Origin of the sequence: Cognatishimia activa, assembly GCF_017798205.1 — a bacterium.
GTDB lineage: Bacteria > Pseudomonadota > Alphaproteobacteria > Rhodobacterales > Rhodobacteraceae > Cognatishimia > Cognatishimia activa_A.
The window spans coordinates 360,618-387,220 of record NZ_CP060010.1 but is presented as its reverse complement, the minus strand read 5'-3'; the positions used below and the strand labels follow the sequence as shown (position 1 = coordinate 387,220).

19 protein-coding genes are annotated in these 26,603 nt (G+C 57.4%); 10 read left to right on the top strand and 9 right to left on the bottom strand.

The genetic code is table 11. The features are described 5' to 3' along the window. Positions 1 to 24 precede the first annotated feature (24 nt). Positions 25 to 915, bottom strand: coding sequence for a 1-acyl-sn-glycerol-3-phosphate acyltransferase (locus HZ995_RS01825; RefSeq protein ID WP_209356988.1), 891 nt, complete (start codon positions 913 to 915; stop codon positions 25 to 27). A 169-nt stretch (positions 916 to 1,084) separates the two neighbouring features. Between HZ995_RS01825 and HZ995_RS01820 the strand changes: the two genes are divergently transcribed. Then, positions 1,085 to 2,005 carry a bile acid:sodium symporter family protein gene (locus HZ995_RS01820; RefSeq protein ID WP_245168717.1) on the top strand — a complete coding sequence of 307 codons (921 nt, stop codon included), beginning with the start codon at positions 1,085 to 1,087 and terminating at the stop codon, positions 2,003 to 2,005. A 51-nt stretch (positions 2,006 to 2,056) separates the two neighbouring features. On the opposite strand, the gene HZ995_RS01815 is transcribed toward HZ995_RS01820, so the two are convergent. Both HZ995_RS01815 and HZ995_RS01810 read right to left on the bottom strand, forming a co-directional pair. After that, complete coding sequence (locus HZ995_RS01815) at positions 2,057 to 5,092, bottom strand: efflux RND transporter permease subunit (protein WP_209356987.1); 3,036 nt, start codon at positions 5,090 to 5,092, stop codon at positions 2,057 to 2,059. 8 nt (positions 5,093 to 5,100) lie between these two features. Next, on the bottom strand, positions 5,101 to 6,132 hold the full coding sequence (locus HZ995_RS01810; RefSeq protein WP_209356986.1) for an efflux RND transporter periplasmic adaptor subunit: 1,032 nt from the start codon (positions 6,130 to 6,132) through the stop codon (positions 5,101 to 5,103). A 517-nt stretch (positions 6,133 to 6,649) separates the two neighbouring features. Here HZ995_RS01810 and HZ995_RS01805 point away from each other — a divergent pair. The 4 genes from HZ995_RS01805 (at position 6,650) to HZ995_RS01790 (ending at position 12,330) form a co-directional block, all read left to right on the top strand. Beyond that, on the top strand, positions 6,650 to 8,119 hold the full coding sequence (locus HZ995_RS01805; protein WP_245168715.1) for an NAD-dependent succinate-semialdehyde dehydrogenase: 1,470 nt from the start codon (positions 6,650 to 6,652) through the stop codon (positions 8,117 to 8,119). A gap of 5 nt (positions 8,120 to 8,124) precedes the next feature. Then, positions 8,125 to 9,522: a pyridoxal phosphate-dependent decarboxylase family protein gene (locus tag HZ995_RS01800; RefSeq protein WP_209356985.1), complete on the top strand. Its 1,398-nt coding sequence runs from the start codon at positions 8,125 to 8,127 to the stop codon at positions 9,520 to 9,522. 67 nt (positions 9,523 to 9,589) lie between these two features. Next, a complete protein-coding gene (gene xylB, locus HZ995_RS01795; RefSeq protein WP_209356984.1) occupies positions 9,590 to 11,056 on the top strand; it encodes a xylulokinase in 1,467 nt (488 codons plus the stop codon). Next, entirely contained in the window at positions 11,053 to 12,330 is a 1,278-nt protein-coding gene (locus tag HZ995_RS01790; RefSeq protein ID WP_209356983.1) for a cytochrome-c peroxidase, read from the top strand. Before xylB ends, HZ995_RS01790 begins: the two co-directional genes overlap by 4 nt. On the opposite strand, the gene HZ995_RS01785 is transcribed toward HZ995_RS01790, so the two are convergent. Then, the gene (locus HZ995_RS01785; RefSeq protein WP_245168714.1) at positions 12,327 to 13,760 is read right to left on the bottom strand and encodes a CRTAC1 family protein; all 1,434 of its coding nucleotides are present in this window, start codon (positions 13,758 to 13,760) and stop codon (positions 12,327 to 12,329) included. The genes HZ995_RS01790 and HZ995_RS01785 overlap by 4 nt on opposite strands. Positions 13,761 to 13,824: 64 nt before the next feature. Continuing rightward, positions 13,825 to 14,979 carry an ROK family protein gene (locus HZ995_RS01780; RefSeq protein WP_245168713.1) on the bottom strand — a complete coding sequence of 385 codons (1,155 nt, stop codon included), beginning with the start codon at positions 14,977 to 14,979 and terminating at the stop codon, positions 13,825 to 13,827. 212 nt (positions 14,980 to 15,191) lie between these two features. Between HZ995_RS01780 and xylF the strand changes: the two genes are divergently transcribed. The 4 genes from xylF to xylA all read left to right on the top strand — a co-directional run bounded on the left by xylF (position 15,192) and on the right by xylA (position 19,700). Continuing rightward, a complete protein-coding gene (xylF, locus tag HZ995_RS01775; RefSeq protein WP_209356981.1) occupies positions 15,192 to 16,211 on the top strand; it encodes a D-xylose ABC transporter substrate-binding protein in 1,020 nt (339 codons plus the stop codon). 79 nt (positions 16,212 to 16,290) lie between these two features. Then, positions 16,291 to 17,589: a sugar ABC transporter permease gene (locus HZ995_RS01770; protein WP_209356980.1), complete on the top strand. Its 1,299-nt coding sequence runs from the start codon at positions 16,291 to 16,293 to the stop codon at positions 17,587 to 17,589. Further along, positions 17,589 to 18,365 carry an ATP-binding cassette domain-containing protein gene (locus HZ995_RS01765; RefSeq protein WP_209356979.1) on the top strand — a complete coding sequence of 259 codons (777 nt, stop codon included), beginning with the start codon at positions 17,589 to 17,591 and terminating at the stop codon, positions 18,363 to 18,365. The genes HZ995_RS01770 and HZ995_RS01765 overlap by 1 nt, the downstream gene beginning before the upstream one ends. Before the next feature lie 27 nt (positions 18,366 to 18,392). Then, on the top strand, positions 18,393 to 19,700 hold the full coding sequence (xylA, locus tag HZ995_RS01760) for a xylose isomerase (protein ID WP_209356978.1): 1,308 nt from the start codon (positions 18,393 to 18,395) through the stop codon (positions 19,698 to 19,700). 54 nt (positions 19,701 to 19,754) lie between these two features. On the opposite strand, the gene HZ995_RS01755 is transcribed toward xylA, so the two are convergent. Beyond that, positions 19,755 to 21,386: an alpha-D-glucose phosphate-specific phosphoglucomutase gene (locus tag HZ995_RS01755; protein WP_209356977.1), complete on the bottom strand. Its 1,632-nt coding sequence runs from the start codon at positions 21,384 to 21,386 to the stop codon at positions 19,755 to 19,757. A gap of 196 nt (positions 21,387 to 21,582) precedes the next feature. Here HZ995_RS01755 and HZ995_RS01750 point away from each other — a divergent pair, with 196 nt between their 5' ends. Further along, positions 21,583 to 23,079 carry a malonate--CoA ligase gene (locus HZ995_RS01750; RefSeq protein WP_209356976.1) on the top strand — a complete coding sequence of 499 codons (1,497 nt, stop codon included), beginning with the start codon at positions 21,583 to 21,585 and terminating at the stop codon, positions 23,077 to 23,079. On the opposite strand, the gene HZ995_RS01745 is transcribed toward HZ995_RS01750, so the two are convergent. From HZ995_RS01745 to HZ995_RS01735, 3 genes are read right to left on the bottom strand one after another with little or no spacing between them, the layout of a single operon-like run. After that, positions 23,060 to 23,830 (bottom strand): SDR family NAD(P)-dependent oxidoreductase, encoded by a 771-nt coding sequence (locus tag HZ995_RS01745; protein ID WP_209356975.1) that lies wholly within the window; start codon positions 23,828 to 23,830, stop codon positions 23,060 to 23,062. The genes HZ995_RS01750 and HZ995_RS01745 overlap by 20 nt on opposite strands. Continuing rightward, on the bottom strand, positions 23,827 to 25,029 hold the full coding sequence (locus tag HZ995_RS01740) for a thiolase family protein (protein WP_209356974.1): 1,203 nt from the start codon (positions 25,027 to 25,029) through the stop codon (positions 23,827 to 23,829). The genes HZ995_RS01745 and HZ995_RS01740 overlap by 4 nt, the downstream gene beginning before the upstream one ends. Continuing rightward, positions 25,016 to 26,497 carry an AMP-binding protein gene (locus tag HZ995_RS01735; protein ID WP_209356973.1) on the bottom strand — a complete coding sequence of 494 codons (1,482 nt, stop codon included), beginning with the start codon at positions 26,495 to 26,497 and terminating at the stop codon, positions 25,016 to 25,018. Before HZ995_RS01735 ends, HZ995_RS01740 begins: the two co-directional genes overlap by 14 nt. Positions 26,498 to 26,603: the final 106 nt, after the last annotated feature.

Sequence of the window (26,603 nt, the reverse complement as noted above, 5' to 3'; positions counted from 1 at the left end):
CGTCGCAACTGATGTCCTGCTGTTTTAAGTGGCAGACTCGATTGGCTGATAAAGGCCGGGTACGAGGTCTTCAGCGATTTTTTGCAACACATGCGGTGCCGTCCCCGGTTCGACGGCTGGGCCGTAGTGAAGGTCATAGCTTCCGCCGAGTTTCGACAAGAGTTCGGACGAATAGCGCAGGGACGCAAATTCGCGGCCGATATAGGCATTGTTAAAGCTCAGGATACGCGCGATTTTTCGGGTGCGATAATAGTGGATCGAATTACGCATATCTGGCGAGGCGGGAATAATCGGCACGTCGCACTCTTTGGACATACGTGTGATGCCGGGACGCCAAGGAGGTTCTTTGAGAAGCCCATCCTTCATATCTGGCACTTTTCCCGATCCAAAGATCAGCATCGCCCCACCATCGCGCAAGTGAGACACCATGCCATCGCGGGTTTGACGCGCCGTCAGCACTTTGTCGCTGCGATCAAAGTCGACGGGAATGATGCCATCCTTGCCCAGAAAACGTTCGGCTTCTCGATTGGCGACGACCTTCAGGTCGGGTCTATGATCTTTTAAGGCGCCAGCATGCGCGAGGAAGTCAAAGGTGCCGATGGGATGGGTAGACCCAATGATCACAGGGCCTTCGGTGGGAACATTCTCTAGACCATGTGCAGTCAGGGTGGTGCCGCCATTTCTGGCAAGCATTGCGTCAATCAGCGCAGGTCCTGTTTTGCCCTTGAGGTCGCGTAGCACCTCTTCGGCTTCTCGCAGCGCGAAGAACGGCTGCCCCGTGGTCGTCCGCAGGATCGCATCGACCGAATACAAAAAACCTCGCAAGATCGCCAAAGGCAGATCCGCACCTTCAGGAATCCGAAGACGGGCACGCAACAGCTCGTCCATCGGATGTTCGGTGTTTTGCGTGGTCAAATGGGGCTCCGTGATTGTCTGACAATTAACATATCACGAAAGCTGCATTTGAGAATGCTTGATTTCCCGACCTGAAGGTTCGGGTTCAACAAATTTGACAGATCGTTGGCAACAGGCCAGCTTGGTTGAGCCTGCATAGACAGGTTGCGACTGGGAGGTGAGGGGTTTCATGTCGATTTTAATGGTGGCGGGCGTAGACGACGTTGTCTTGAATTTTTCGCCAACAGGGTTGCAGATCCTGAATGGGATCTTGGCGATCGTCATGTTTTCGATCGCGATTGATCTGAAGGTCGCCGATTTCAAACGTCTGTTCACAGCGCCAAAACCTTTAATCACAGGTATCGTCTCGCAGTTTCTTTTGCTGCCTGCATTGACCTTTTGCATGATACTGGTGGTCGCGCCTCAGCCGTCTATTGCACTGGGATTGATGCTGGTCGCGGCCTGTCCGGGCGGGAATGTCAGCAACTTCATGACCCATCGCGCCAAAGGCAACGTTGCTTTGTCTGTGTCGATGACGGCCTTCGCCACTGTTGGCGCGATTATTCTGACCCCATTCAATATCGCCTTTTGGGGCAGCCTCTATGGGCCGACCCGGGAAATCCTGAGAGCTACGTCTATTGATCCCGTGTCTGTTGCCATAACAGTCGGATTGATGTTGGTGCTTCCGCTCTGTTTAGGCGTCGCGCTGAATGCGCGTAGGCCGGATATTACAGCGCGTATTCGCGTGCCGATGCAATATCTGTCGATGGGGATTTTCGTGGCCTTTATTGTGATTGCATTGGGGGCAAACTGGAGTCTGTTCCTGCAATATGCCGGTGTCGTGGCAGGACTGGTTTTGGTGCACAACGCATTGGCTTTGATCGGGGGGTATAGCATTGCGACGATTGCGGGGCTCTCTGCCTTTGACCGCCGTGCCGTGACAATTGAGACAGGTATTCAGAACTCTGGACTCGGCCTGATCCTGATCTTTGGGTTCTTTAGCGGACTCGGAGGCATGGCCGTCGTCGCGGCCTTTTGGGGCATCTGGCATTTGCTGTCGGGGATCACCGTGGCCATGTTGTTCGCGCGCCGCGACCTAGTTCCCGCATAGAAAAACGCGCGGCAGGAGGCTGCCGCGCGCTTGGATGTTTAGAGCCTGGACCTAGGCAGCGGCGCGTTTTCGGTCGCGCCCAAAGAAGGTCCAGTAGAACACTGGGGCAGCGATCAGCGTGAGGATCGAGGCAAAGGCCAGACCGCCCATGATGGTCACTGCCATCGACTGGAAGAACGCATCCCAGATCAGTGGGGTCATCCCCAGGATTGTCGTCGCAGCAGCCAAGATTACCGGACGCAATCGCGAGGTCGAGGCCGAGACAATCGAGTCCATCAGTGACTGTTCCGGCATCGCGCGACGTGTGATGTCGATCTCTTCAACCAGAACAATACCGTTCTTGATCAGCATGCCTGACAGCGACAGCAGGCCGAGCAGAGCCGTAAAAGTGAACGGCAATCCGCTGCCCAGAAGGGCCAGGCTCACACCATTCACCGACATCGGCACCAAGAGCCAGATGATAAGCGGCTGACGTAGCGCGTTGAACAAGAGGACAGAGATCAGAACCATGATGATCAGGCTCAGCGGCAGTTGCCCCGCAAGGCTCGCTTGCGCATCCCGAGAGCTTTCGTATTCGCCACCCCATTCCATTTTGTAGCCCGCAGGCAGAGGCATCGTGTCGATAGTCTCTTGCACTTCGGTCTGGACCTGCGCGGCTGTCAGGCCTTTGACGACGTCGGCACCGACGGTGATTGTCAGCACGCGGTCGCGGCGCATCAGAAGCGTGTTCTGGCTTTCAAACACCAGACCATCTGTGACCTGTTCAAACGGCACATTGGCGTTCGCACTCTGCGAATAGACCACGTGGTCGGTCAACGAGAGACCCGCGGCTGGATCCGCGCGCAGTACGATTGGGATTTGACGCTCCCCTTCGCGGTAGACGCCGGAGTTTGTGCCAACCGTCGCATATTGCAGAACGCCGGTTATGTCGTCACGCGTGATGCCAGCTTCTTGTGCGCGTTCGGTTGCATAGACCGGACGTAAGACCTGTTCCATCTCGCGCCAGTCGACGCGAGGGGCAACGATGTTGGGCGAAGCCTCTTGCAGACGTGCCATGGCTTGGTTGGCCAGATTGCGCAGGACAACAGGATCAGAGCCAGAGAAACGCACCTGAATTGGATCGCCGCCACCCGGACCAAAGGCCAGACGTTTTGCGCGCAGCTCGCCTTGGGGAAGGTTTGCTGCTGCAAATTCCTCAAGATCTGCAATCAGAGGCGCGATTTCTTCGAGGCTTTCTGTGCGTACGATGATGTGACCATAGCTCGGGTTTGGATCCTCGGCCTGATAGGTCAGCATAAAGCGCGCAGCGCCTTGGCCGACATAGGCCGTGGACGACACCACGTCTTCTTGCGTCGCAAGCCACTCTTCCATCACCTGAATGTCGCGTGAGGTCTCGTGGATCGAAGCGCCTTGCGCGAGCTTATAGTGTACAAAGAACAGCGGCGTATTGCTGTCCGGGAAGAACTGCTGCTTGATCTGCCCAAAGAGCGCAAAGCACACGACGGTCACGGCCAAAAGCCCAGGGATCACCAGCCACCACAGACGCAGCGACAGGCGCAGAACGCTTGCATAGGCGCGGAACATCAGCCCGTCATAGGCGTCCGCGTCTCCGCCGCCACCACGTTTAAAGAAGTAGTGACCCAGAAGCGGTGTGACGGTCAGCGCCAGCAGCCACGACAGCATCAGCGAGATCGCGATCACGGCAAAGAGCGAGAACAGGAATTCGCCCGTCGCGTCAGGGCTAAGACCAATGCCCGCAAAGGCCATAATCCCGATCACCGTCGCACCAAGCAGTGGGATCTGCGTCTTATTCGCCACGTCGTCCGCGGCATCACGCGAGGAAAGCCCGCGCCGCATAGATATCTGCATCCCTTCGGCGACAACGATGGCGTTATCCACCAGCATCCCCATAGCGATGATCAAGGCGCCCAGCGAAATCCGCTCCATCTCAATCGATAAGAACGCCATGAACATGAGCGTGCCCACAACCGTCAGCAGGAGCGTCGAGCCAACGACAATCGCCGCACGTGGCCCCATAAAGAGCGCCAGAACGATGACCACGATGCCGACGGACATGGCGAGGTTTACGAGGAAGTCGTAAGAGGCCTCTTCGACCACGATGTGCTGTTGATAGATGGGCTGCAGCTCGACCCCCAATGGGATCTGGGGCGCGAGTTCCGTGAGCTTCGCGTCTACTCGGTGACCCACATCGACGATGTTCTCGCTGGCCTGACCAGCCACACCAATGGTGAAAGCATCCGCTTGGTTGTGGCGGATGATTAGGCTCGGATTTTCATCCCGCTTGCGCTCAACAGAGGCGAAGTCAAAGAGATTCAGAACCTCACCGCCAATGCCGACCGTAAGGCCTGCGATTTCCTGAACGGTGTCATTGCCTTCTGGGCCTTGGATCAGGGTCCGACCGTCGACGCTTTGCAGAGAGCCGCCGTCTTGGACAGAGTTGGCACTCGACAACGCACCTTGGATCGCCGCAGGAGGGATGTTCTGGTTTGCGGTCAGAACCGGATCCGGATGCACATAGATCACCTCATCGGGCACACCCGACAGGTTCACGTCGGCTACCCCGTCTACGGTCAGCAACTCACGACGCAGGAAGGTCGAGAGTTCATAGATCTCGGCATCCGTATAGCCCGGAGCCGTTACCGCGTAGTAGATCCCAAACACATCGCCAAAGCCGTCATTCACAAAGGGACGCATTGCTCCATCCGGCAAAGGTGCCGCGTCCACGCGGTTTCTGAGCTTGGTCCAGATTTCCGGCAAGGCCTCACCGTCAAACGTGTCTTTCATGTCCACGGTGATCCAGCTGAGACCGGGTTGGTTCATAGAGCGAACCTGATTGACCTCGCTCATTTTCTGGATCTCGGATTCAATCGGTTCCGAGACCTCTTTGGCGACCTGCATCGCATCGGCACCGGGGTATTGGGTGACGACCACAGCAGTTTTAATTGTGAAGGCCGGATCTTCGAGGCGGCCAAGGGTTGAAAACCCCCAGAGCCCGCCAAGGAAACAGCCCAAAATGATGATCCCCGTCAGGATCGGGCGATCAATGGAAATGCGCGCGATATTCATGGGTCAGCTCAATTCGAAAAACCGGTGAAACGTTTGACGCGGTCGCCGTCAGATAGAAGGTTGACGCCGCTCGCCACGATTTCTTGGTCCGCGTTCAGGCCTTCGGTGACCATAAACAAGCCATTAGAGGTCGGCGCGATTGAGACCGGCACTGTCGTGACGGTGCCTTCATCTGCGGAGTTTGGATTAAACAACATCACTTGCGTTGCGCCATCGTTGGCCGCTTTGACCGAGGATTGTGGGATCAGGATTGTTGCGGATTGACCTTTGAGGGTCGCGAAGACGGTCACAGAAGAGCCCGGCAGAACCACGAGGCCCGCAGGTGGGGCCATGCCAAGTGTGATGCGGAAGGTTTGCCCGACTTGGGACGTCTCGGCGTTGAATTCGCGTACCTCTAGCGGGAACATTTCGTCGCTGGCCGGGAATTTGGCGAACAGCTCAACGTCAGGGTTCTCTCCTGCTTGCTGGAACAGAACCTCTGGCACGTTGATCTCTACGCGCAGCTCAGACAGATCGTGCAGACGCGCAACCGGTGTGCCTGCGCCGATGGTTGAGAAGTTGGCAACAAAGCGCGAGGCAACGATTGCATCAAAGGGTGACGAAAGTTGCGCGTCCCGCAAGGACCGTTCCGCGTTGCGCACTGCGATTTCAGCAAGCTTCGCTTGGGTTTCAGCGTCATCCACAGAAACCCGGCTGACCGCGCCACCTTGTAATTGCTTCAAACGTTCCAGCGTGCGATCTGCTTGGTCTTTTTGCACGCGGGCTTGATCCAGAGCCAGCTGAAACGGCTCTACGTCCAGCGTTGCAATCGGCGCGCCCTGTGCAACAGGCTGACCTTCGACAATAGGGATATCGACCACTTGACCGCCAACTTGGAAGGCGAGGTCTACGGTTTCCTTCGCCGCAACATGGCCAAAGAACTGACGCTGGACGCTGGATTGATTTTCGACGACCTCGAACAGTTTTACCAGCTTAGGCGCATCCTGGGCCTGTGCAGTTGTAGAGATCAAAAGGGAAAGGAGTGCCAAAATTCGAAACATAGGGAGCTCATTTTGCAGGTGCTACGAGATGCGGTGAAATGGGGCGATTCCGCGCCTCAGACATAGTGCTTTGTGGCCAAAAGTCAGAGGCAAGTCCATCCTATCGTATAGGCGCGTTTTGCGCGTTGCCTAGGTTTTCTGGCTATTGGTGGGGGTGAAATATACAAAATTCAAAAAATGTCCAGTTTGTTTGGAGGTCTTTTTTGTGTTTTGCGACGGAACCTCTGAGTTGCTGCGTTTAACTGTCAACACAGCAAGGGAGTCGTTCATGAGAATATTTGTTTTATGCACCGCAATCATTGTTGGCTTGTTGGTCGCTGACATCGGTGACGCCAGCCCATCTATAGTTTGCCAGGGCGCCGGCTTCTGGACTCATCAATGAACTGAATCTGGTGGGGTTCATTTACTTGGTTTCCTGTCTAGCTGCGCCTTCCTGAGAGGGCTTGCTCTGTGTCGATTTGCAAGGCAAGACTTTGTCCTGAAACACTGCTCACTTTAGATCGTCGGAGACCACAGTATGTCGGATTTGCAGCTAAAAGACCCAAGTTTGTTGGTAGAGGCCGCCTATGTCGCAGGCGCTTGGGTCGAGGCGACGGATGAGAATGCTATCAACGTGACGAACCCGGCAACGGGTGCTGTGATTGGACGTGTTCCGAACTTGGGCGCCGCGGAAACCGATGCCGCGATCGAGTCCGCGGCAGAAGCCATGAAAGCATGGGCGCAGCGCACCGCCAAAGACCGCGCGCAGGTTCTGCGACGGTGGCACGATCTGATGATGGAGCATCAGGACGATCTTGGCACCATTCTCACGGCCGAGCAGGGGAAGCCTTTGGCCGAAGCGAAAGGCGAGATTGCGTATTCTGCATCCTTCCTTGAGTGGTTCTCTGAAGAAGCGCGCCGTGCCTATGGGGATATCACGCCGGGCCATGCGCCCGACAAACGTCTTTTGACGCTGAAGCAACCCATTGGCGTTGTGGCCGCGATCACGCCCTGGAACTTCCCAAGCGCCATGATCACCCGCAAAGCGGGCCCTGCTTTTGCGGCCGGGTGCGCGATGGTCCTAAAGCCCGCCAGCCAGACTCCATTGTCCGCAACGGCTTTGGCCTTGCTCGGCGAACGCGCGGGGCTGCCTAAGGGGTTGTTTTCGGTCGTAACCGGCAGCGCTGGTGCGATTGGCGGAGCGCTGACCAGCTCCAAAACTGTGCGAAAGCTGACCTTTACGGGCTCGACCGAAATCGGCGCTTTGCTTTACGAGCAGTGCGCGCCGACGATCAAGAAGCTGGGTCTTGAACTAGGCGGCAACGCGCCGTTTATCGTCTTTGATGACGCAGATGTGGATGCCGCCGTCGAGGGCGCTGTGATCGCGAAATTCCGCAACAACGGGCAGACCTGCGTCTGTGCCAACCGGATCTACGTGCAGGCCGGTGTCTATGATGAATTCGCCGAGAAACTGGCGGCTAAAGTTGCGACCTTGGAAACAGGCAACGGCTTTGATGAAGGCATCACCTTTGGGCCTCTGATCGATGACGCCGCTGTGGCGAAGGTCAAAGAACACGTCGAGGACGCGACCTCCAAGGGCGCAAGCGTTGCGCTAGGTGGAAACGCGCATGACTTGGGCGGTTTGTTCTATCAGCCGACAATCCTGACGGATGTCACAAGCGATATGCTGGTGACCATCGAGGAAACCTTCGGCCCTGTTGCGCCTCTGTTCAAATTCGACAATGAAAGCGAAGCGGTCGAGGCGGCCAATGACACGGACTTTGGGCTCGCGTCCTATTTCTATTCGCGCGATCTAGCACGGGTTTGGCGCGTGTCTGAAGCGCTTGATTTTGGCATGGTTGGCGTGAATACGGGGCTGATCTCGACTGCAGAGGCTCCCTTTGGTGGGGTCAAGATGTCGGGGCTAGGCCGCGAAGGCTCTCGTTACGGTCTGGAGGACTTCATGGAGACGAAATACGTCTGCATGGGCGGGATCGACGAGGCCTAGATACGATGGATTGGGACGAGTTTGCTGTTTGGGGCGAGAAGATTTCGCAATGGGCAGCGGACTACCATAAAACTCTTCGCGATCGTCCGGTGCGCGCGCAAACCGCATTGGGTGACATTGCCGCGCAATTGCCTGACAGCCCGCCTGAGGCAGGCGAAGCAATGGACGCCATCATCGGAGACTTCGAGCGCATCGTGATGCCGGGCATGACCCATTGGCAGCACCCGCGTTTCTTTGCCTATTTCCCAGCCAATGCGGCCCCGCCGTCCATGCTGGCCGAGATGCTGGTGACCACGATTGCAGCGCAATGTATGCTGTGGCAGACGTCTCCGGCTGCGACCGAGATGGAAGGTGTCATGGTCGACTGGCTGCGTCAGGCGATGGGGCTGCCAGAACAGATGACTGGGGTTATTCAGGACAGCGCGTCCTCGGCGACTTTGTCGGCAATCCTGACCATGCGGGAACGTGCGACGGGTTATTCCGGAAACCGCGAGGGGCTGGCGGGCAAAGGCAATCTTAGGATCTATTGTTCTGATCAGGTGCATTCCTCGATTGACCGGGCCTGTTGGGTCGCGGGGATCGGACAGGACAATCTGGTGAAACTGCCGACCTCTGGTCCGCGTCATTCGATTGATGCGGATGCGCTGCGCGCTGCTATTCAAACGGATCGCGCGGCGGGGCATAGTCCTGCGGGGATCATCGCGATCACGGGCGGTACAGGGGTCGGGGCATGCGACCTGCTGGGGCCTGTTTTACAGGTCGCTGAGGATGAGGATCTTTATACCCATCTGGATGCGGCATGGGCTGGGGCCGCTATGATCTGCCCGGAATTTCGGGCTGACTTTTGGGCGGATGTCGAAGGCTTCGACAGTATCGTCTTTAACCCCCACAAATGGCTCGGAGCGCAGTTTGACTGTTCCGTGCAGTTTCTGAAGGACGCAACGCCCCAGTTGAATACACTCAAGATCGAGCCGGAATATCTAAAAACCACCGGGGCCGAGGTTACGAATTATTCCGAATGGACGATCCCTCTGGGCCGGCGGTTCCGAGCGCTGAAGCTGTGGTTCCTTATCCGCGCCTACGGCCTGGAAGGCCTGCGGATGCGTCTGCGCAACCATGTGACATGGGCGGGCGAGGTCTGTGAGGCGATCCGGGCCATGGACGGTTTTGACATCGTTACAGAGCCGATCCTCAGCCTGTTTTCCTTCAGATGCCCCGGAGATGACGCCATGCAGCAAGCGCTCGTGGATGCTCTGAATGATGACGGGCGGATTTATGTGACGCAGGGATCGTTTGGAGAGCAGAAGATCATCCGTTTTCAGGTGGGGCAGTTTGATACCACGCGAGAGGATGTGATGGTGGCGGTTGATGTCATTGATGAGGTCTATCGTCGGATCAGCTAAAATTTCCAGCTTGACGCGCGGGTCGATTTATTTATTTTTGCAAATAAAATAAATTGGGAGGATCGCGATGTACCTGGGATTGGATCTCGGCACATCTGGCTTGCGCGCGCTTTTGACGGACCCGGCGGGGCGGGTAATCGATAGTGCTGAGGCAGGCTATGACAACCCGCATCCGCATGCGGGTTGGTCTGAACAAGACCCTGCTGATTGGATCGCGGCCTGTGAAAGCGCCATTGGAGCGCTGAAATCGCGTAATGCCGCCGCAGTGGCGGATATCAAAGGCATTGGCCTCAGTGGACAGATGCATGGCGCGACTTTGCTGGATAGCGCTGGTCAAGTTCTGCGACCATGTATCTTATGGAATGACACGCGGTCCTCGGCCGAGGCCGCCGCGCTCGACGCCACACCAAAGATGCGTGACATCACGGGCAATATCGTCTTCCCGGGGTTCACAGCGCCGAAGCTTTTATGGGTCGCGAAACACGAGCCCGAGGTCTTTGCCAGAACCGCTAAGATCTTGTTGCCTAAGGATTACCTGCGTTTTTGGCTGACAGGGGAGCTTGTGGCCGATCAATCCGATGCCGCCGGAACAAGCTGGCTGGACACAGGCGCGCGCGCTTGGTCAGGTGACGCACTTAAGGCCGGCGGGTTGACGGAAGATCACATGCCGTCATTGGTCGAAGGCTCTGAGGTCTCTGGCATGCTGCGCAGTTCTCTGAAAGAGGCTTGGGGCATCAGAGCGCCTGTGGTGGTGGCCGGAGGAGCAGCCGACAATGCGGCGGCGGCTTGCGGGGCAGGGTGTTTTGCGGAAGGGCAGGGGTTTGTGTCGCTGGGGACGTCCGGCGTCTTGCTGGCCGCGAAGGACAGCTATGCGCCAGCGCCCGAGACCGCGGTTCACACGTTCTGTCACGCGGTGCCCGCGCGGTGGTATCAGATGGGCGTTATCCTCGCGGCGACCGACAGCCTGAACTGGCTTGCGCGTAATTTGGGGCAAACACCCAGCGATCTCGCGCGGGCTTTGCCCGATCAGATCACAGGGCCAAACCGGGCGATGTTCCTGCCTTATCTGTCCGGTGAGCGTACCCCGCATAACAATGCAGCCCTGCGCGGCTCTTTTGTGGGGCTGGATATCGCAAGCGATCCACAGGCCCTGACTGCTGCGGTCATGGAGGGCGTGGCCTATGCCCTGCGCGACAATCTCGAGGCGTTGAAAGCAACGGGGACCGAGCTATCCTCTGTCTTGGCCCTCGGGGGCGGCGCGCGGTCGCGTTTTTGGCTGGAAACCATCGCGACGCTCTTTGATATGCCACTGCGACTGCCGGCTGATGGTGAATTCGGAGCCGCGATGGGCGCTGTGCGTTTGGCTATGGCTGCCGCAGAGGAGGCATCGTTGGAAGAGATCATGACCCAGCCAGACATCGCGGAAACCATTGATCCGCGCGCAGAGCTTTCAGAGGCCTACGAGGCCGGGTACCAACGCTATGCGGCCCTTGCGCCAGCATTGATCGCAGATGCAGAGCGTGCGGGGCTATGAGGGCGGCTTGGGTCGGCATATTTCTAGCCTCTGGCGCAGCGGCGCAGGATCTTGGGCCTTTGCCAGAGTTCGCCCCGGTGGATCCGTTGCGGGCCAAATTGGGGCAGCTGCTGTTCTATGATCCGATCCTGTCGGGCAACAAGAACATCAGTTGTGGGACCTGTCATCATCCAGATCTCGGCACGGGCGATGGGGTTTCCTTGTCAATCGGAGAGGGCGGCATAGGCCTTGGCCCCAAGCGGATCATTGATGCGGCCAACGTGCCTGAGCAACGCATTCCCCGCAACGCGCCCGCTATGTGGAACCTTGGCGCGCTAGAGTTTCAGGTCATGTTCCACGACGGCCGCCTTGAGGCCGATCCTAATGAGCCAGATGGCATTCGCACGCCGTTGGGGTCTGAAATGACCAGCGGATTTGATTCCGTGCTCTCCGCGCAGGCGATGTTTCCTGTTCTGTCTCCGGATGAGATGGCGGGGCATTATTCGGAAAACGAAATCAGCCAAGCTGTGCGCCTTGGGTTTCTATCATCAGACGGCGGAGCTTGGGATCTGATTGCCGCGCGGGTGGCCGAAATCCCAACCTATCAGGAAGAATTCGCCAAAGTCGTGCCGGGCGAAGAGATCACGTTCCCTTTGATCGCCAATCTCGTCGCCGACTTCATCCGCTTTGAATGGCGCGCGGACAATAGCCTCTTTGATCAGGCCATGCGCGGCGAGGCTGAAATGCCCGCTGAGGCGGCGCGCGGCATGGCACTGTTTTACGGTGAGGCTGGCTGCGCGTCCTGTCATTCAGGCTGGTTCCAAACGGATCACGATTTTCACGCCATTGGCCTGCCTCAGATCGGCCCCGGCAAGGCTGCTCGGTTTGAAAGCCATGCGCAGGACACTGGCCGTATGCGCGTGACCGGAGACCCCGCCGACGCCTACGCCTTTCGCACGCCGAGCCTAAGAAACGTTACGATTACAGCACCTTACGGGCATAATGGGGCCTATGCGGACTTGGGTGATATGATCCGTCACCACATCAATGTCGAAGAGGCCTTCGCGAGCTATGATTTGGCGAAAGCCCATTTGCCAGCGTTTCCTGGCGCGAATGATCTGCGGGCCATGTCGGCCGATGAGACCTCTGCGATCCTTGCCGCAAATGTCCTTGCACCAAGCGCGCTGTCCGAAGCGGACATCAACGATCTGATCAGCTTTCTGGAAACACTCGAAGATCCCGCCAAACGTTTTGGCGTGCCAGAGGCCGTTCCCAGTGGGTTGCCGTTAGACTAGCGCGCAATCTCGGTGCGGGTGTTGGCCGATAGTGATTGCCACGCGCCTTCTGTGCCGTCCGGCCAGATCACGCGCACCTCGGCTGTGTCCGAGTTGCCAAGCCCAAAATGCTCCGCGCCAAGCGCGCCGCTGGCGTGACCGCCTCCGATTGTGATCTCTCGGGTCTGCAGGCCCACGTCTGAACGCAGTTCGATAAAGGCTCCGATGGCATTGCGGTTCACACCATCTTGCGTGAGCGAGATCTCTAGCCAGTTTCCACCCGTGCCTTCATTGCGATAGACCTCAAGGTTGGCACGGCGATTGACCACGACCAGATCCAGATTGCCGTCCAGATCCAGATCAACGAGCGCGCCGCCACGGCTGCGGTCATAGGTGGCGATGCCTGCGGCCTCTCCCATTTCGACAAAATCACCGTCTGGGGTTTGCAGCAGCAGGTTATTTGGGTCTTTCATCGCGGCCACGGGCATCTGTTCCACATTGCCTTTGGCCACGAAAATATCGTCGAGCCCGTCGTTGTTGAAATCCCCAAAACCCGCGTGCCAGCCGGTCGAAGGCCGTCCGTCACCGCCCGTGTAGGGGCGGTGTGCGGTGGTGCCGCGTTCAAAGGTTGCGTCTTTATAGGCTGGGGCGGACCCTGCCTCAAAGAACTGCAGTTTTTGATCGCCCATCGAGGTCAGATAAACATCCGCAAACCCATCGCCCGTGATATCTCGCGAGGCTATGCCCATGCCCCAAAGCTGATAGGGCCGCCAGCCGTCCTCTTCGCTATAAAGGCGTGGCGTGTCTTCCATCGCCCAAAGCTGCTCCTGGCCGCCCTTCACATAGTAATGGCGGTCGTTGCTCACACGCAGATCCGCGCGGCCGGTGCGAGCCCAATCGGTGAACAACATCGAAAGCGTACAGAACCCAGGCTCCAGCGTGATCGGTTCGCCATAGCGGTCACCATCCGGGCGATAGAGCAGACTTGCGTCGCATGTTTCAAACGGTCCTTTGGGATCCGCGCGGTCGACATAGGTACCAAAGACCAGCGTTGGCAGGGTATTGTTGTCCTCCCAAGTCGCCGAAAATGCGGTTGTCCAGTGATCTGCCGACGCGAAGCCAAGATCGGCAAAGGGTTCAAACTGGCAGTTTCCTTTACCCTTCAGGATCATATCTTCTCCGACGCGCAGGATCGCGAGGTCGGTGATGCCGTCGGAATCGATATCTATCGGGTAAGCGCCGGTGAGGCCGGTGATTGAGAGCTCTTCTGGCGTCCGCGCGGTGAACCCGAAATCGCCGTCATTGATCATCAGTTGAGCTGGATTTTCTCCACCAGCGACATAGAGATCTGGGAAACTGTCTGAATTGCAATCGAACGTCGCAACGCCTCCGCCCACGAAATGCTCCCATCCGCCTGCATAGACATGAGATGGTACGTCGATACGCGTCATTTTAGGTGCCGCGGGCTCGGCCCAAGCCAAGCTGCCAAGACAGCAAAGGCCGCTCGCCAGATACTTAGTCAGCATTGCGCGAAAGTTCCCGAACTTTGAGGGCCGAGACCTGATCGATGGCATAGGCAGCAGCGCCTTTGGCCCACATCAAGTCGCCCCAGGCGTGCACGCGAATGGGCGGCATCTCGGCGTCGATCTGAACGACCTGCTGTTTGGCAGCATCGATGATCTTGTCCTCATAAAGGTGGCGATAGGACATCTGCGCCCCTGCCAGAATGATCAGCTCGGGATCAAAGATATTCACGACATTCGCCAAACCCAGCGCCAGCATCCGCGCGGCACGGTCCAGCACCGAGACCGCCAGTTGGTCGCCATTATTTGCTGCGTCATAAAGAGAACCAACGTCCTCGTGAATCTCTTCGCCCAGAACGCTATGCGCTTCACGCAGGATCGCATAGTCGCCGACATAGGCCTCAAGGCAGCCGCGCTGCCCACACTGACACAGCGCGCCTTCGAGCTGAACTTTGGTGTGGCCAAGTTCCGCGCCGCAACCGCGAATGCCACGATAGATCTTGCCGTCAATTATGATCCCCATCCCGACGCCATGCTCGATGGTGATCACGATGAAATTCTCAAGATTGCGCGCAACGCCAAAGAGGTGTTCGGCCTTGGCAACCAAGTTCGCGTCGTTGTCGATAAAAACGGGGCAGGGCGAGGCCTTTTCCATCAGTGCACCCATATCGACGTTGCGCTCGGTGAGCGAGCTTGACCAATGCACAAATCCGTCCGTCGCGTGGATCAGACCCGCCATGCTGAGACCGATGCCCGAGAGGTCATTGATCGTGAAACCACCGCTCTCGCAGGTCTTGGAGACGGCTTCGAGCATTACTTCTACGAACTCGTCCGGATCCATGCGCGGGTTTGCGATCGGAAACTCTTGGCTGACCACATCCTGACCTTCGAAATCTAGCACAAGCACCGAGATCACTTTATGGCCCAGCTTCACGCCCGCAATAAGATGAGACCGTCCCGCCAGTTTAATCGCAACACGCGGACGACCGCGTCGGCTTTGGGATTGTTTGTTCTCGGGAATGATCTCTTCGATCAAACCGGCATTCAAAAGTTCTGACGTAATTGCGGTGACTGTGGCCGGGCTAAAGCCTGTGGCATCCGCGATATCGATTCGAGCAATTTCTCCTGCCGACCGGATCGAATCCAAAACAGACAGTCGCCCATGATCGCGTTGATCGCCGTTGGTGGTCGCGCGTTCGATGTTGTCCTCCCATCCCGCAAAATAACGGTTTTTTCGTTAACCTTTTGCGAGTTTCACTGGCCTATCATAAATATTTTGACAAGTAAAATAAATTGAACTACCAACTGTGTTAGCGCCGAAACACGAAGTTTGTGTTCGGACTTAATGGGAGGAAAGTTATGAAAGTACTTGGTACTGTTTCTGTCGCAGCGATGCTGATGAGCACTGCGGCTTTTGCGGATGTTACTGTTGGCGTGAGTTGGTCCAACTTCCAGGAGGAGCGTTGGAAAACAGATGAGGCGGCCATTGTTGGCGCGCTGGACGCAGCAGGTGCATCTTATGTTTCTGCAGACGCGCAGTCGTCTTCTTCTAAGCAGCTGTCTGACATCGAAAGCCTGATCGCTCAGGGTGTTGATGCTCTGATCATTCTGGCACAAGACGCACAAGCGATTGGCCCAGCGGTACAAGCAGCAGCAGACGAAGGCATCCCTGTGATTGCTTATGACCGTCTTATTGAGGACAGCCGCGCATACTACCTGACATTCGACAACGTCGAAGTTGGCCGCATGCAGGCACGCGCAGTTTTCGCAGCACAGCCATCTGGCAACTACGTCATGATCAAAGGCTCTCCGACTGACCCGAACGCAGACTTCCTGCGCGGTGGCCAGCAAGAGATCATCCAAGCGGCAATCGACAGCGGCGCAATCACCATCGTGGGCGAAGCCTATACCGATGGCTGGCTGCCAGCGAACGCGCAACGCAACATGGAACAGATCCTGACTGCAAACGACAACAACGTTGATGCAGTTGTTGCGTCCAACGACGGTACCGCAGGTGGTGTTGTTGCAGCTCTGACTGCGCAAGGTATGGAAGGTATTCCTGTGTCTGGTCAGGACGGCGACCACGCAGCTCTGAACCGCGTTGCAAAAGGCACTCAGACTGTATCCGTCTGGAAAGACGCACGTGATCTGGGTCGTGCAGCGGGCGAGATCGCTGTGGCTCTGGCCGGTGGCGGCATGATGAAAGACGTTGAGGGCGCGCAGTCCTGGACGTCCCCATCAGGCACCACCATGACCGCAACCTTCTTGGCCCCAGTTCCAATCACTGCGGACAACCTGTCCCTGGTCGTTGACGCTGGCTGGATCACTCAAGAAGCGCTGTGCCAAGGCGTTTCCGGTGGCCCTGCTCCTTGTAACTAAGGCCATTTTGTAAATCGGGGCGCCGCTGCTACGGTGGCGGTGCCTTAAGTTAAAGACTGCTGATCCCTGGAGTTCGGATATGACCGACACCACGTCTCAGCCAATCCCCAAGAAAGAAGCCAAGGGCCTGTTCCAACAGTTGGAACTGGACGCTCGGCTTTTGGGTATGATTGGCGCGTTTGTAATTCTGTGTATTGGATTCAACATCTTCACCGATGGACGTTTCCTGACACCCCGCAACATATTTAACCTGTCGATCCAGACAGTGTCGGTGGCCATCATGGCCTCGGGCATGGTCTTTGTGATCGTAAATCGCCACATTGACCTCTCGGTCGGTGCGCTGCTGGCGACCTGTTCCGCCGTTATGGCGATGATCCAGACCGAATGGCTGCCGGGCACGCTTGGCTTTGGGTTGGACCACCCGATGACGTGGGCGATCACCATTGTCGCTGGTCTCGCCGTGGGCACCTTGATCGGGGCCTTCCAGGGTTGGATGGTTGGCTATCTCGCAATTCCGGCCTTTATCGTGACGCTTGGCGGCTTTCTCGTGTGGCGCAACGTGGCGTGGTATCTAACCAGCGGTCAGACCAAAGGTCCGCTGGACAGCACTTTCCTGATCTTTGGCGGCACCAACGGAACGCTCGGCACCACATGGAGCTGGATTATCGGTCTGATCGCTGCCGCTGCGGCCGTCTGGACACTCTGGAGCAGCCGCCGTGCGAAAGCCGCACATGGGTTTGGTGTGAAGCCGGTCTGGGCGGAAGCCACGATCTCTGGGATCATCACGGCCGCGATCCTGGGCTTTGTTTGGATCCTGAACAGCTACAACATCCCGACCCGCCGTTTGGAGCGTATGTTTGAAGCACGCGGCGAGGTGATGCCGGAAGGTCTGACGGTTGGATACGGCCTGCCGATCTCGGTTCTGATCCTGATCGCTGTGGCGATTGTCATGACGATGGTGGCGAAACGCACGCGTCTGGGCCGCTATATCTATGCAACCGGCGGCAACCCGGATGCGGCGGAACTGTCGGGCATCAACACCCGCTTCCTGACCGTCAAGATCTTTGCGCTGATGGGTTTCCTCTGTGCATTGTCCGCAGTCGTCGCCTCAGCCCGTCTGGCGAACCACTCAAACGACATCGGCACACTCGACGAGCTTCGTGTTATCGCGGCGGCAGTCATCGGGGGCACGGCGCTCGCTGGGGGAGCAGGGACGATCTATGGCGCGATCCTTGGCGCATTGATCATGCAGGCGCTTCAGTCCGGCATGGCGATGGTTGGTGTGGATGCGCCGTTCCAGAACATCGTTGTTGGCACTGTCCTCGTCCTCGCTGTCTTCATCGACATCGTCTATCGTAAACGTGTGGGAGCGAAATAATGGCGACTGCAAAAGAACTCCGCGCTCAGGGCGCAACCCCGCTGGTCGAGATGAAAGACATCTCGATTGCCTTCGGCGGCATTAAGGCGGTCGACCATGTGAGCGTCGATCTGCATCCGGGCGAAGTTGTCGGCCTGTTGGGCCACAACGGGGCTGGGAAGTCCACGCTGATCAAAGTGCTCTCGGGCGCCTATCAGATGGACAGCGGCGAAATCCGCATCAATGGCGACAAGGTGGAAATCACCAACCCCCGCGATGCGCGCGACCATAATATCGAGACGATCTATCAGACGCTGGCGCTGGCAGATAACCTTGATGCGGCCTCAAACCTCTTTCTGGGGCGCGAGTTGGTCACACCGCTGGGCTTGGTGGATGATCAGGCCATGGAAGCGGAATGCCGCAAGATCATGGCGCGGCTTAACCCGAACTTCCAGAAGTTCAGCGATCCGGTTTCGGCCTTGTCGGGTGGTCAACGCCAGTCCGTTGCGATTGCACGGGCGGTCTATTTCAACGCCAAGATCCTGATCATGGACGAGCCGACCGCTGCGCTCGGTCCGCACGAAACGCAAATGGTCGCGGATCTGATCAAGCAACTTAAAGCCCAAGGCATTGGGATCTTTTTGATCGACCACGATGTCCATGCGGTGATGGAACTTTGTGACCGGGCGTCGGTCATGAAAAACGGTCAATTGGTAGGAACTGTCGACGTGGAAGACGTCACGGATGACGATCTGTTGGGTATGATTATTCTCGGCAAAAAGCCGGGCGAAAAATAATCTAACGCACTAAAAAGGAATAAGAAAATGAGCACCGGGTTCTTTGACGGTATCGAAAAGCTCGCCTATGAGGGCGTTGATTGCACCAGCGATCTGGCCTTTCGGCACTATAACCCCGACGAGATCGTCATGGGCAAACGGATGGAGGAGCACCTGCGCTTTGCCATCGCCTATTGGCACAGCTTCGCGTGGGAAGGGGGCGACCCTTTCGGTGGTCAGACGCTGGTTCGGCCCTGGCATCCTCAGGACGATATGGGCCGCGCCAAGATGAAAGCAGATGTGGCATTCGAGATGTTTGACATCCTGAATGCGCCCTACTTCTGCTGGCATGACGCGGACATTCGTCCCGAGCAGGGCAACTTTGCCGACAACCTGTCGACCTTGAATGAAATCACCGACTACATCGGTGAAAAGATGCAAGAGACAGGCACAAAACTCCTCTGGGGCACCGCCAATATGTTCAGCCACATGCGCTGGATGGGTGGTGCCTCAACAAACCCGGATCCTGATGTCTTTGCTTTTGCCGCTGCGACAGTAAAGGGCTGCATGGACGCAACCCACAAGCTGGGTGGCGAGAACTATGTGCTCTGGGGTGGTCGTGAGGGCTATGAGACGCTGCTGAATACCGACATGGGCCAAGAGCTGGATCACATGGGGCGCTTCCTTTCGATGGTTGTCGACTATAAGCACAAGATCGGCTTCAAAGGGCAGATCTTGGTCGAACCAAAGCCACAAGAGCCGTCCAAGCATCAGTATGACTATGATGCGGCGACCTGCATCGGGTTCCTGCGCAAATACGGCTTGGAAAATGAGGTGAAGCTGAACCTTGAACAGGGTCACGCGATCCTTGCCGGTCACAGCTTTGAGCATGAGATCGCGGTCGCAGCCTCGGAGGGCATGCTGGGGTCGATTGATATGAACCGCAATGACTATCAGTCTGGCTGGGACACGGATCAATTCCCTAACAACGTGCCCGAAGTCGCGCTGACCTATTACCACATCATCCAAGCCGGTGGTCTGGGCGCGGGCGGGACGAATTTTGACGCCAAAATTCGTCGGCAGTCCATTGACCCGATTGACCTTATTGCGAGCCACGCGGGTGGCATGGATGTCTGCGCGCGCGGCTTTAAGGCGGCGGCGGCAATGGTCGAAGATGGTGGCTTGCAGAAGGCACTGGATGACCGATATGCGGGCTGGAAAACGCCAGAGGCCGAAACGATGCTGAACAGCGATCTCGCCTCGATTTCAGAGCGCGTTTTGTCTGAAGGCATCAACCCAGCCCCACGCTCCGGTCGTCAGGAAATTTTGGAAAACTACGTCAATCGCTTCGTCTAGAGCTAGGGTTAGACGGAGCACAAACCCCTTCGCGGCCCTGCGCGGAGGGGTTTTTTATGTAATGACGTCAGGTGCTGAGCGACCTGTGTGTGCTTTGATCCCGGCCAAAGTTTCAGCCGCAGCAATCACATTGGCCAAAGCCTTTTGCGGGTCCGCTTTGAACTTGTTCTTCGCGGTTTCCAGTTTTTCGAGATAAACGCGCAACGTCGCGCCTTCGGTGCCCGTGCCAGACAATCTAAAGACCGCGCGCGCGTCGCCTTCAAACAGAATGCGCAGACCTTGGCCTTCGGATCGAGAGCCATCCACGGGGTCGTCATAGGCAAATTCGTCTGCCGCTTTGATCGTCAAACCGTTGACCACTTGTCCAGCAAGGTCCGGAAGTTTGGTGCGCAACGCGGACATCAGCGCGTTGGCTTTATCGCTTTCAACGGCCTCATAGTCATGGCGGCTATAGTAGGTACGACCATAGGCGGCATAGTGATCGGCAAGGATCTGATCCATCGACTTGCCGGTGACTGCAAAAATATTCAGCCACAAGAGCACCGCCCAAAGCCCGTCTTTCTCGCGTACATGGTCCGAGCCGGTGCCCGCGCTCTCTTCTCCGCACAGTGTTGCGCGACCCGCGTCCAAAAGGTTGCCGAAGAATTTCCAGCCCGTTGGGGTTTCAAAACCTTCGATGCCCTTGGCCGCGGCAACGCGATCCACCGCACAGGACGTGGGCATAGACCGCGCAACCCCTGCAAGCCCATCTTTATAGGCCGGTGCCAGATGTGCCAGATCCGCCAAAATCGCCAAACTGTCCGAAGGGGAGACATAGCGCCGAGGCCCGGTGATCATATTGCGGTCGCCATCCCCATCCGAGGCCGCTCCGAAATCCGGAGGCGTGTCAGAATGCATGATCGCCATCAGTTCCCGCGCCCAGATTGGGTTGGGGTCGGGGTGGCCTCCGCCAAAGTCATGGCTGGGCTCGCCGTTTATCACCGTGCCATGTTTTGCACCCAGGCGGTTCTCAAAAATCTCTTTTGCATATGGCCCTGTTACTGCCAGCATGGCATCGAAAGACATACGGAAACCGTTTTGAAACAGCGTGCGAATGGCGTCGAAATCAAACAGGCTTTCCATCAAGGCTGCATAGTCAGCAACCGGGTCGATGACCTTGACTGACATGTCTCCGAGCTTTGTTGTCCTTTCAAGCCTCAAATCTACGGGGGCGGCGTCAAGGATTTGATATTCTTGTATGTTTTGAGATGCGTCAAAGATCTTCGCGGTCACCGCTTCGGAAGCTGGTCCGCCATTTGCTCCGTTGAATTTCAAACCGAAATCGGCATTCGGGCCGCCGGGGTTGTGACTTGCAGAAAGGATCAGCCCCCCATCGGTTTTATTAAGTCTGATCAGATGGGACGCCGCGGGCGTCGACAGTAAGCCGTCGCGCCCCACAATACATTCAGCGACGCCATTGGCCGCAGCCATACGCAGGATCACATCGATGGCCTGACGATTGAAAAACCGTCCATCCCCGCCGATCACAAAACGTTTGCCCTCTACGCCGCCAATGCCGTCGAAGATGGATTGAACGTAGTTTTCCAGAAAGTTAGGGCTTTGAAAAACAGCAGTCTTTTTGCGCAGTCCGCTGGTGCCGGGGTTCTGACCAGCTATCGGAGTCGTCGCGATGGTTTTGATCGTCATATGAAGTCTTGAGCGTTTTTAAATAAACAGGGCCTTTGCCGCGTCTAGGTTAAGCATAACCTAGGGTCATAGGACAGTTGAATAAACATTTTGTATCGTGACAAGAATTTTAGGATATCCGCCTGTCCGCTTTTGTTGGCTTTGCAATGACCTGCCCCTATAAGACGCTGAGCTTGCTGAAACCACAGGTAGTTTTATGGCCAATCCTCTTTATGACGCCCTGTTTGGGTGCCACGCAGAGAACTCTGACACCTTTCTTATTCTGCCTGACGGTCAAGAGATCACTTATCGTGAGTTCGTAGCCCAAGCCGCCGGCTTTGCGCAGGCGATCGCGGATCTGGGTATGGCTGCCGGGGATCGTTTGGCCATTCAGGTCGAGAAATCTCCGCAGGCTTTGGCGTTGATTGCGGGCTGTATTCAGGCGGGCGTCGTGTTTTTGCCGCTGAACACAGGCTATACAGTCGATGAGCTGCGTTATTTCATCGAAAACAGCGGCGCCAAACTGGTGGTCTGTGACGGTGCTAAATCCGATGCGATTTCCATCATCGGAGTTCCGGTTGAGACTTTGAACGCGGATGGCTCAGGAAGTCTTGCGCAGAAATCGGACGGCATCACGCAGTTTGAGACCGTTGCGCGCGACGGGAGCGATCTTGCGGCGTTTCTCTATACCTCGGGGACGACGGGTCGCTCTAAAGGGGCCATGCTGTCTCAGCACAATCTGTTGTCCAATGCTCAGACGCTCGTGAAGGAGTGGCGGTTTGATGGATCCGACGTGCTCTTGCACGCTTTGCCGATTTTTCACACCCATGGTTTGTTCGTGGCCACCAATGTGATGCTTTTGGTGGGCGGCAAGATGATCTTTATGCCGAAGTTCGATCTGGATCAGATGATCGAGCTTATGCCCCGTGCCACAAGCCTGATGGGGGTTCCGACCTTTTACACACGTCTGCTGAACGATGCGCGGTTTACCCAAGAGCTGACATCTCATATGCGGCTTTTCGTGTCTGGCTCGGCTCCTCTTTTGGCCGAAACCCATGTGCAATTCGAAGAGCGCACCGGCCACCGTATTCTGGAACGTTACGGGATGACGGAAACCAATATGAACACGTCAAACCCCTATGACGGAGACCGGCGCGCAGGCACCGTCGGCTTTCCTCTGCCTGACGTAGAGCTCAAGATCACGGACCCCGAAACCGGGGACACCTTGCCTGCCGGAGAGATCGGCGTCCTCGAAGTGCGCGGCCCCAATGTGTTTCAGGGCTATTGGCAGATGCCCGAAAAAACAGCCGCGGAGTTGCGGGACGACGGGTTTTTTATCACGGGCGATCTGGGGAAAGTGGACGGCGATGGCTATGTCCACATTCTGGGGCGCAACAAAGATCTGATCATCTCTGGCGGGTTCAATATCTATCCCAAAGAAATCGAACAGATTTTGGATGACCAGCCGGGCGTTCTGGAAAGCGCGGTGATCGCGGTGCCCCATCCTGATTTTGGCGAGAGCCCCGTTGGTGTGCTTGTGCCATTGCCTGGGCAAACCCCTGATCTAGAGGCAATTGCAGCGGCGGTTTCGCAGTCCTTGGCGAAGTTCAAACACCCGAAGAAATTGGTGATCCTCGAAGCCCTACCACGCAATACGATGGGTAAAGTGCAAAAGAGCGTTCTGCGCGAAGACTTCAAAGATTTGTTTGCTTAGAGGCCTTGCGCGCAGCGCGGCGAATTTTGCGATCTGTCCACCAGGCAGGCAGGGTAGACAGCCACCATGTGCGCAAGGAAAAGCCTGAGGGAAACGACAGGCGCGCGTGGTTTTTCGCAAGCGCTTTGACGATCTTTTGCGCGGCTTTGTCGGCGGGCATCATAGAGGCGCCAAACTGGGCACGGGTGCGGTCGTCTACCATCGGCGTATCCACGAACCCCGGGCAGATCACCGTGACGCCGACACCCTTGCGCGCCAGCCGCCCGCGCATGGCTTCCCCAAAAAGGCGCACCCAGGCTTTGCTGGCCGCATAGGCCGCAGGGCCTCCGAGGGTTCGAAAGGCGGCCAGAGAGCTGATCAAGCCAATCTGTCCCTTGCCGCGTGCCACCATGCCGGGCTCGACGGCTTGGATGGTGCTGAGCACGCCCAGGACATTTGTCGCGGTTGTGCTGCGGGCAAGTTCTGGCGTTTCGCGGCCATAGGCGACGCCTGCGTTGGCGATGGCAAGGTCGAACTTGTGGGTTTGATCTGCCTTGGTCAGTTGGATCAACGCGGCATCCTGATCAGTCAAATCCAGTTGCAAGGGGTGGGCGTTGGCGCCCTGAGCTGCGCAAGCCTCGGCGACGGCAGTCAGGCGTTCCAGATTGCGGCCGACCAAAACGAGGGTCACATCCGGCCCCGCCAATTCCTTGGATAATGCCGCTCCCAGACCGCCGCTGGCGCCAGTGATCAAGATCGATGCAAAGCTCATGTCAGCCTCTTATATCGAAAGGCCGCCGTAAGGCCCATGCCGCCGCCTATGCCCATCATGGCGAGGCCCAGATTTGACTTTGCATCGGACGTCGGCAGCGGGCGGAATTGGTGAAACAGGCGAGTCACAAGCACGGCACCTGAGGCTCCGAAGGGGTGGCCTAATGCCAGAGCCCCTCCGTCTAGATTGACCCGAGTTTCCTCAATGTTCAGCGCGTCCAGCGAGGCGAGAACTTGTGCTGCGAAGGCTTCGTTGAACTCAATGAAGCGCGCGTTGTCTGGGGAAAGCTCTGGGTGTTTCGTGAGCAATTTCCGGGTAGAGGCCACCGGACCGATGCCGAGGATGTTTGGATCTACGCCTGCAGAGGCACCACCTGCATATGTCAGCGCTGCAGAGACATTCAGTGCGCGAGCTTTGGCCAAGCTTGTGACAAGCACGACGGAGGCTCCGTCATTCAGAGGGCAGGCATTTCCCGCCGTAACGACGCCGTTGTCTTTGAACGCGGGCCTCAGCTGCGCGAGTTTCTCAAGAGAGGTGTCTTTGCGGGGGCCGTCATCTTTGGTCAGGTAATGGGCGGTCTCGGTTTCAATCGGCACGATCTCGGTGTCAAAGGATCCTGCATCCTGGGCGAGACAGGCGCGCCGATGGCTTTGCAGGGCAAATCCATCGGCGCGCGCCCGCGTGATCCCAAAGCGCTGCGCGACGTTTTCAGCGGCGATGCCCATGTCAGGGTCGCCAATCTCGTCAGTGGAAAACCGTGCGCGAGCGTATGGTTCTGGTGGCTCACCGTCCTGCGTTGAACGCCGCATACGGATGGGCGCTCGACTGGTGCTTTCAACGCCACCCGCCAAAATGACATCAGCTGCGCCTGCAGCGATCAGGTTGCAAGCCATCATAATCGCCTCAAGACCAGAGCCGCATTGCCTGTCAACGGTGACGCCCGCCACATCGACCCCAAGCCCAGCGCGAAGCGCCGATAGCCGCGCGATGTTGCCGCCGCCTCCGGTCGCATTGCCCAGAATGACCTCATCGACCTCTGACGCAGAGACGCCGCTATCTGCCAAAACCGCTTGCAGAACAGGGGCCGCCAGATCCTCAAGCTCAACCGCGCGCAACGCACCGCCTGCGCGCGCAATCGGCGTGCGACGTGCGGCGATGATCACCGGCTGATGGGTGTCTGGCGGCTCAAAGCGGTGCAAGCCGGTCGTCCTTTTCTTCAATCCAAGTCTCTAGCTGACCGGTTGCGATCTTGCCGCTGGAGGTCATGGGCCAGTCTGAAACACGATACATATCGCGTGGGATTTTGTATTTTTGCAGGCCTGTTTGGCAATGCTCTAGTAGGTCAGCATGTTCCAAGTGGGTCACGACAGAAACAATGGCCACCAACCTGGTGCCCAAGTAGCTGTCTGCAATGCCCAAGACCACGGCGTCCTGAATGGCTGGGTGACGTCGCAGATGCGCCGCGACCTCTTCCAGATAGATATTGTTGCCACCCGACGTCACCATCCCGCCCGCGCGGCTGGTCAGATGCAACGCTCCACCAATCATGCGCCCGATATCGCCGACGGTGCTCCAGGCCCCTTCGCGCCGGAACCCGCGATCATCATCGCGCCAGAGGTAGTCCTCGATGATCAGGTCGCTTTTCACCCAGACTTCTCCGTTGCCATCTGCATTAGGAGACCGAATGTCGATTTCGACCTCTGGAAAGCATGGGCCCACGCTTTGTGCATCGCCGCCGTCCGCAAGATGCGTGATTGTGGTCACAAAGCCCAGTTCCGACGCGCCGTAATATTCGGTGACCTCGGCGGAAGGGGCCACCTCTCGCGTTTTGGCCAAGAGATCCGGGTTCAGTTTCGCGCCCGCTGTGGTGATCTGAGACAGTTGCGGCAATGGCGCGCCATGCACGCTTAGCGCTTCCAGCATCGTTGGGACGCAGACCAGGCGTTTGATGTCCTCGCGTGCCACAATCGACGCAACGCCTTCGGCCGAAAATTTCCCCAAAGCGTGAAAACTCGCACCCGCGTGCAGGGTCTCAGCCAAAGCATAGAGCGACAAGCCATGGACCAATGGCCCCGGGGCCAAGGTGCTGAGGTCTGTATGAACAGCAAAATGCGTCTGTCCGCGCGCCAAAGACCTCTGCCAGCTGGCGCGGTCTCGGGCGAAGGCCTTTGGGGTCGACGTTGTGCCCGAGGTAAAGGCAACCATGAATGGGTCTGTGGGGCTTGGGGGCTTACTGGGAATGGTTCCCGCGGCGATCAGAGGATCGAGGCATTCCTGCGAGGTCACCGAAAAGACGGGCGCTTTGATGGAGAAAGTCGCGTCGCCCGAAGCGGAGAACAATGCATCCGGTGGCAAACGATCAAGCGTCGCTTGCACTGTGGCCTCAGGCAGCAGAGGGTCCAGCAGCATGACACAGCACGACCCCGCCAGAGCGGCTGCCAAAAGTTCCGGCAGAGCCGCGTGGTTGCCCAGGTGGATCGCAATCAGCGGCACGTTTTGGACCGATGCATGGGATCTCTCCTGTCGCTCCAGTGTGGCCAGAAATCCGTCGAGCCGCTGGCTGCGTTCATAGAGATCGCGAAACGAAACACTGCGTGCATCGATGGATACGGCCAGCTTATCCGGCTGCGTTTGTGCAAAATGAGCCAAGGCCGCGCGCAGGGGCATGGGGGTCCTTTCCTGATAGTCGGGCCTCTTTATCCTGCTTTGGGGCGAGAGGAAATCTGATGTTGAGCGCCGTGGCCTTTCTTGATGCAAAGGGCGCAGCCGCATA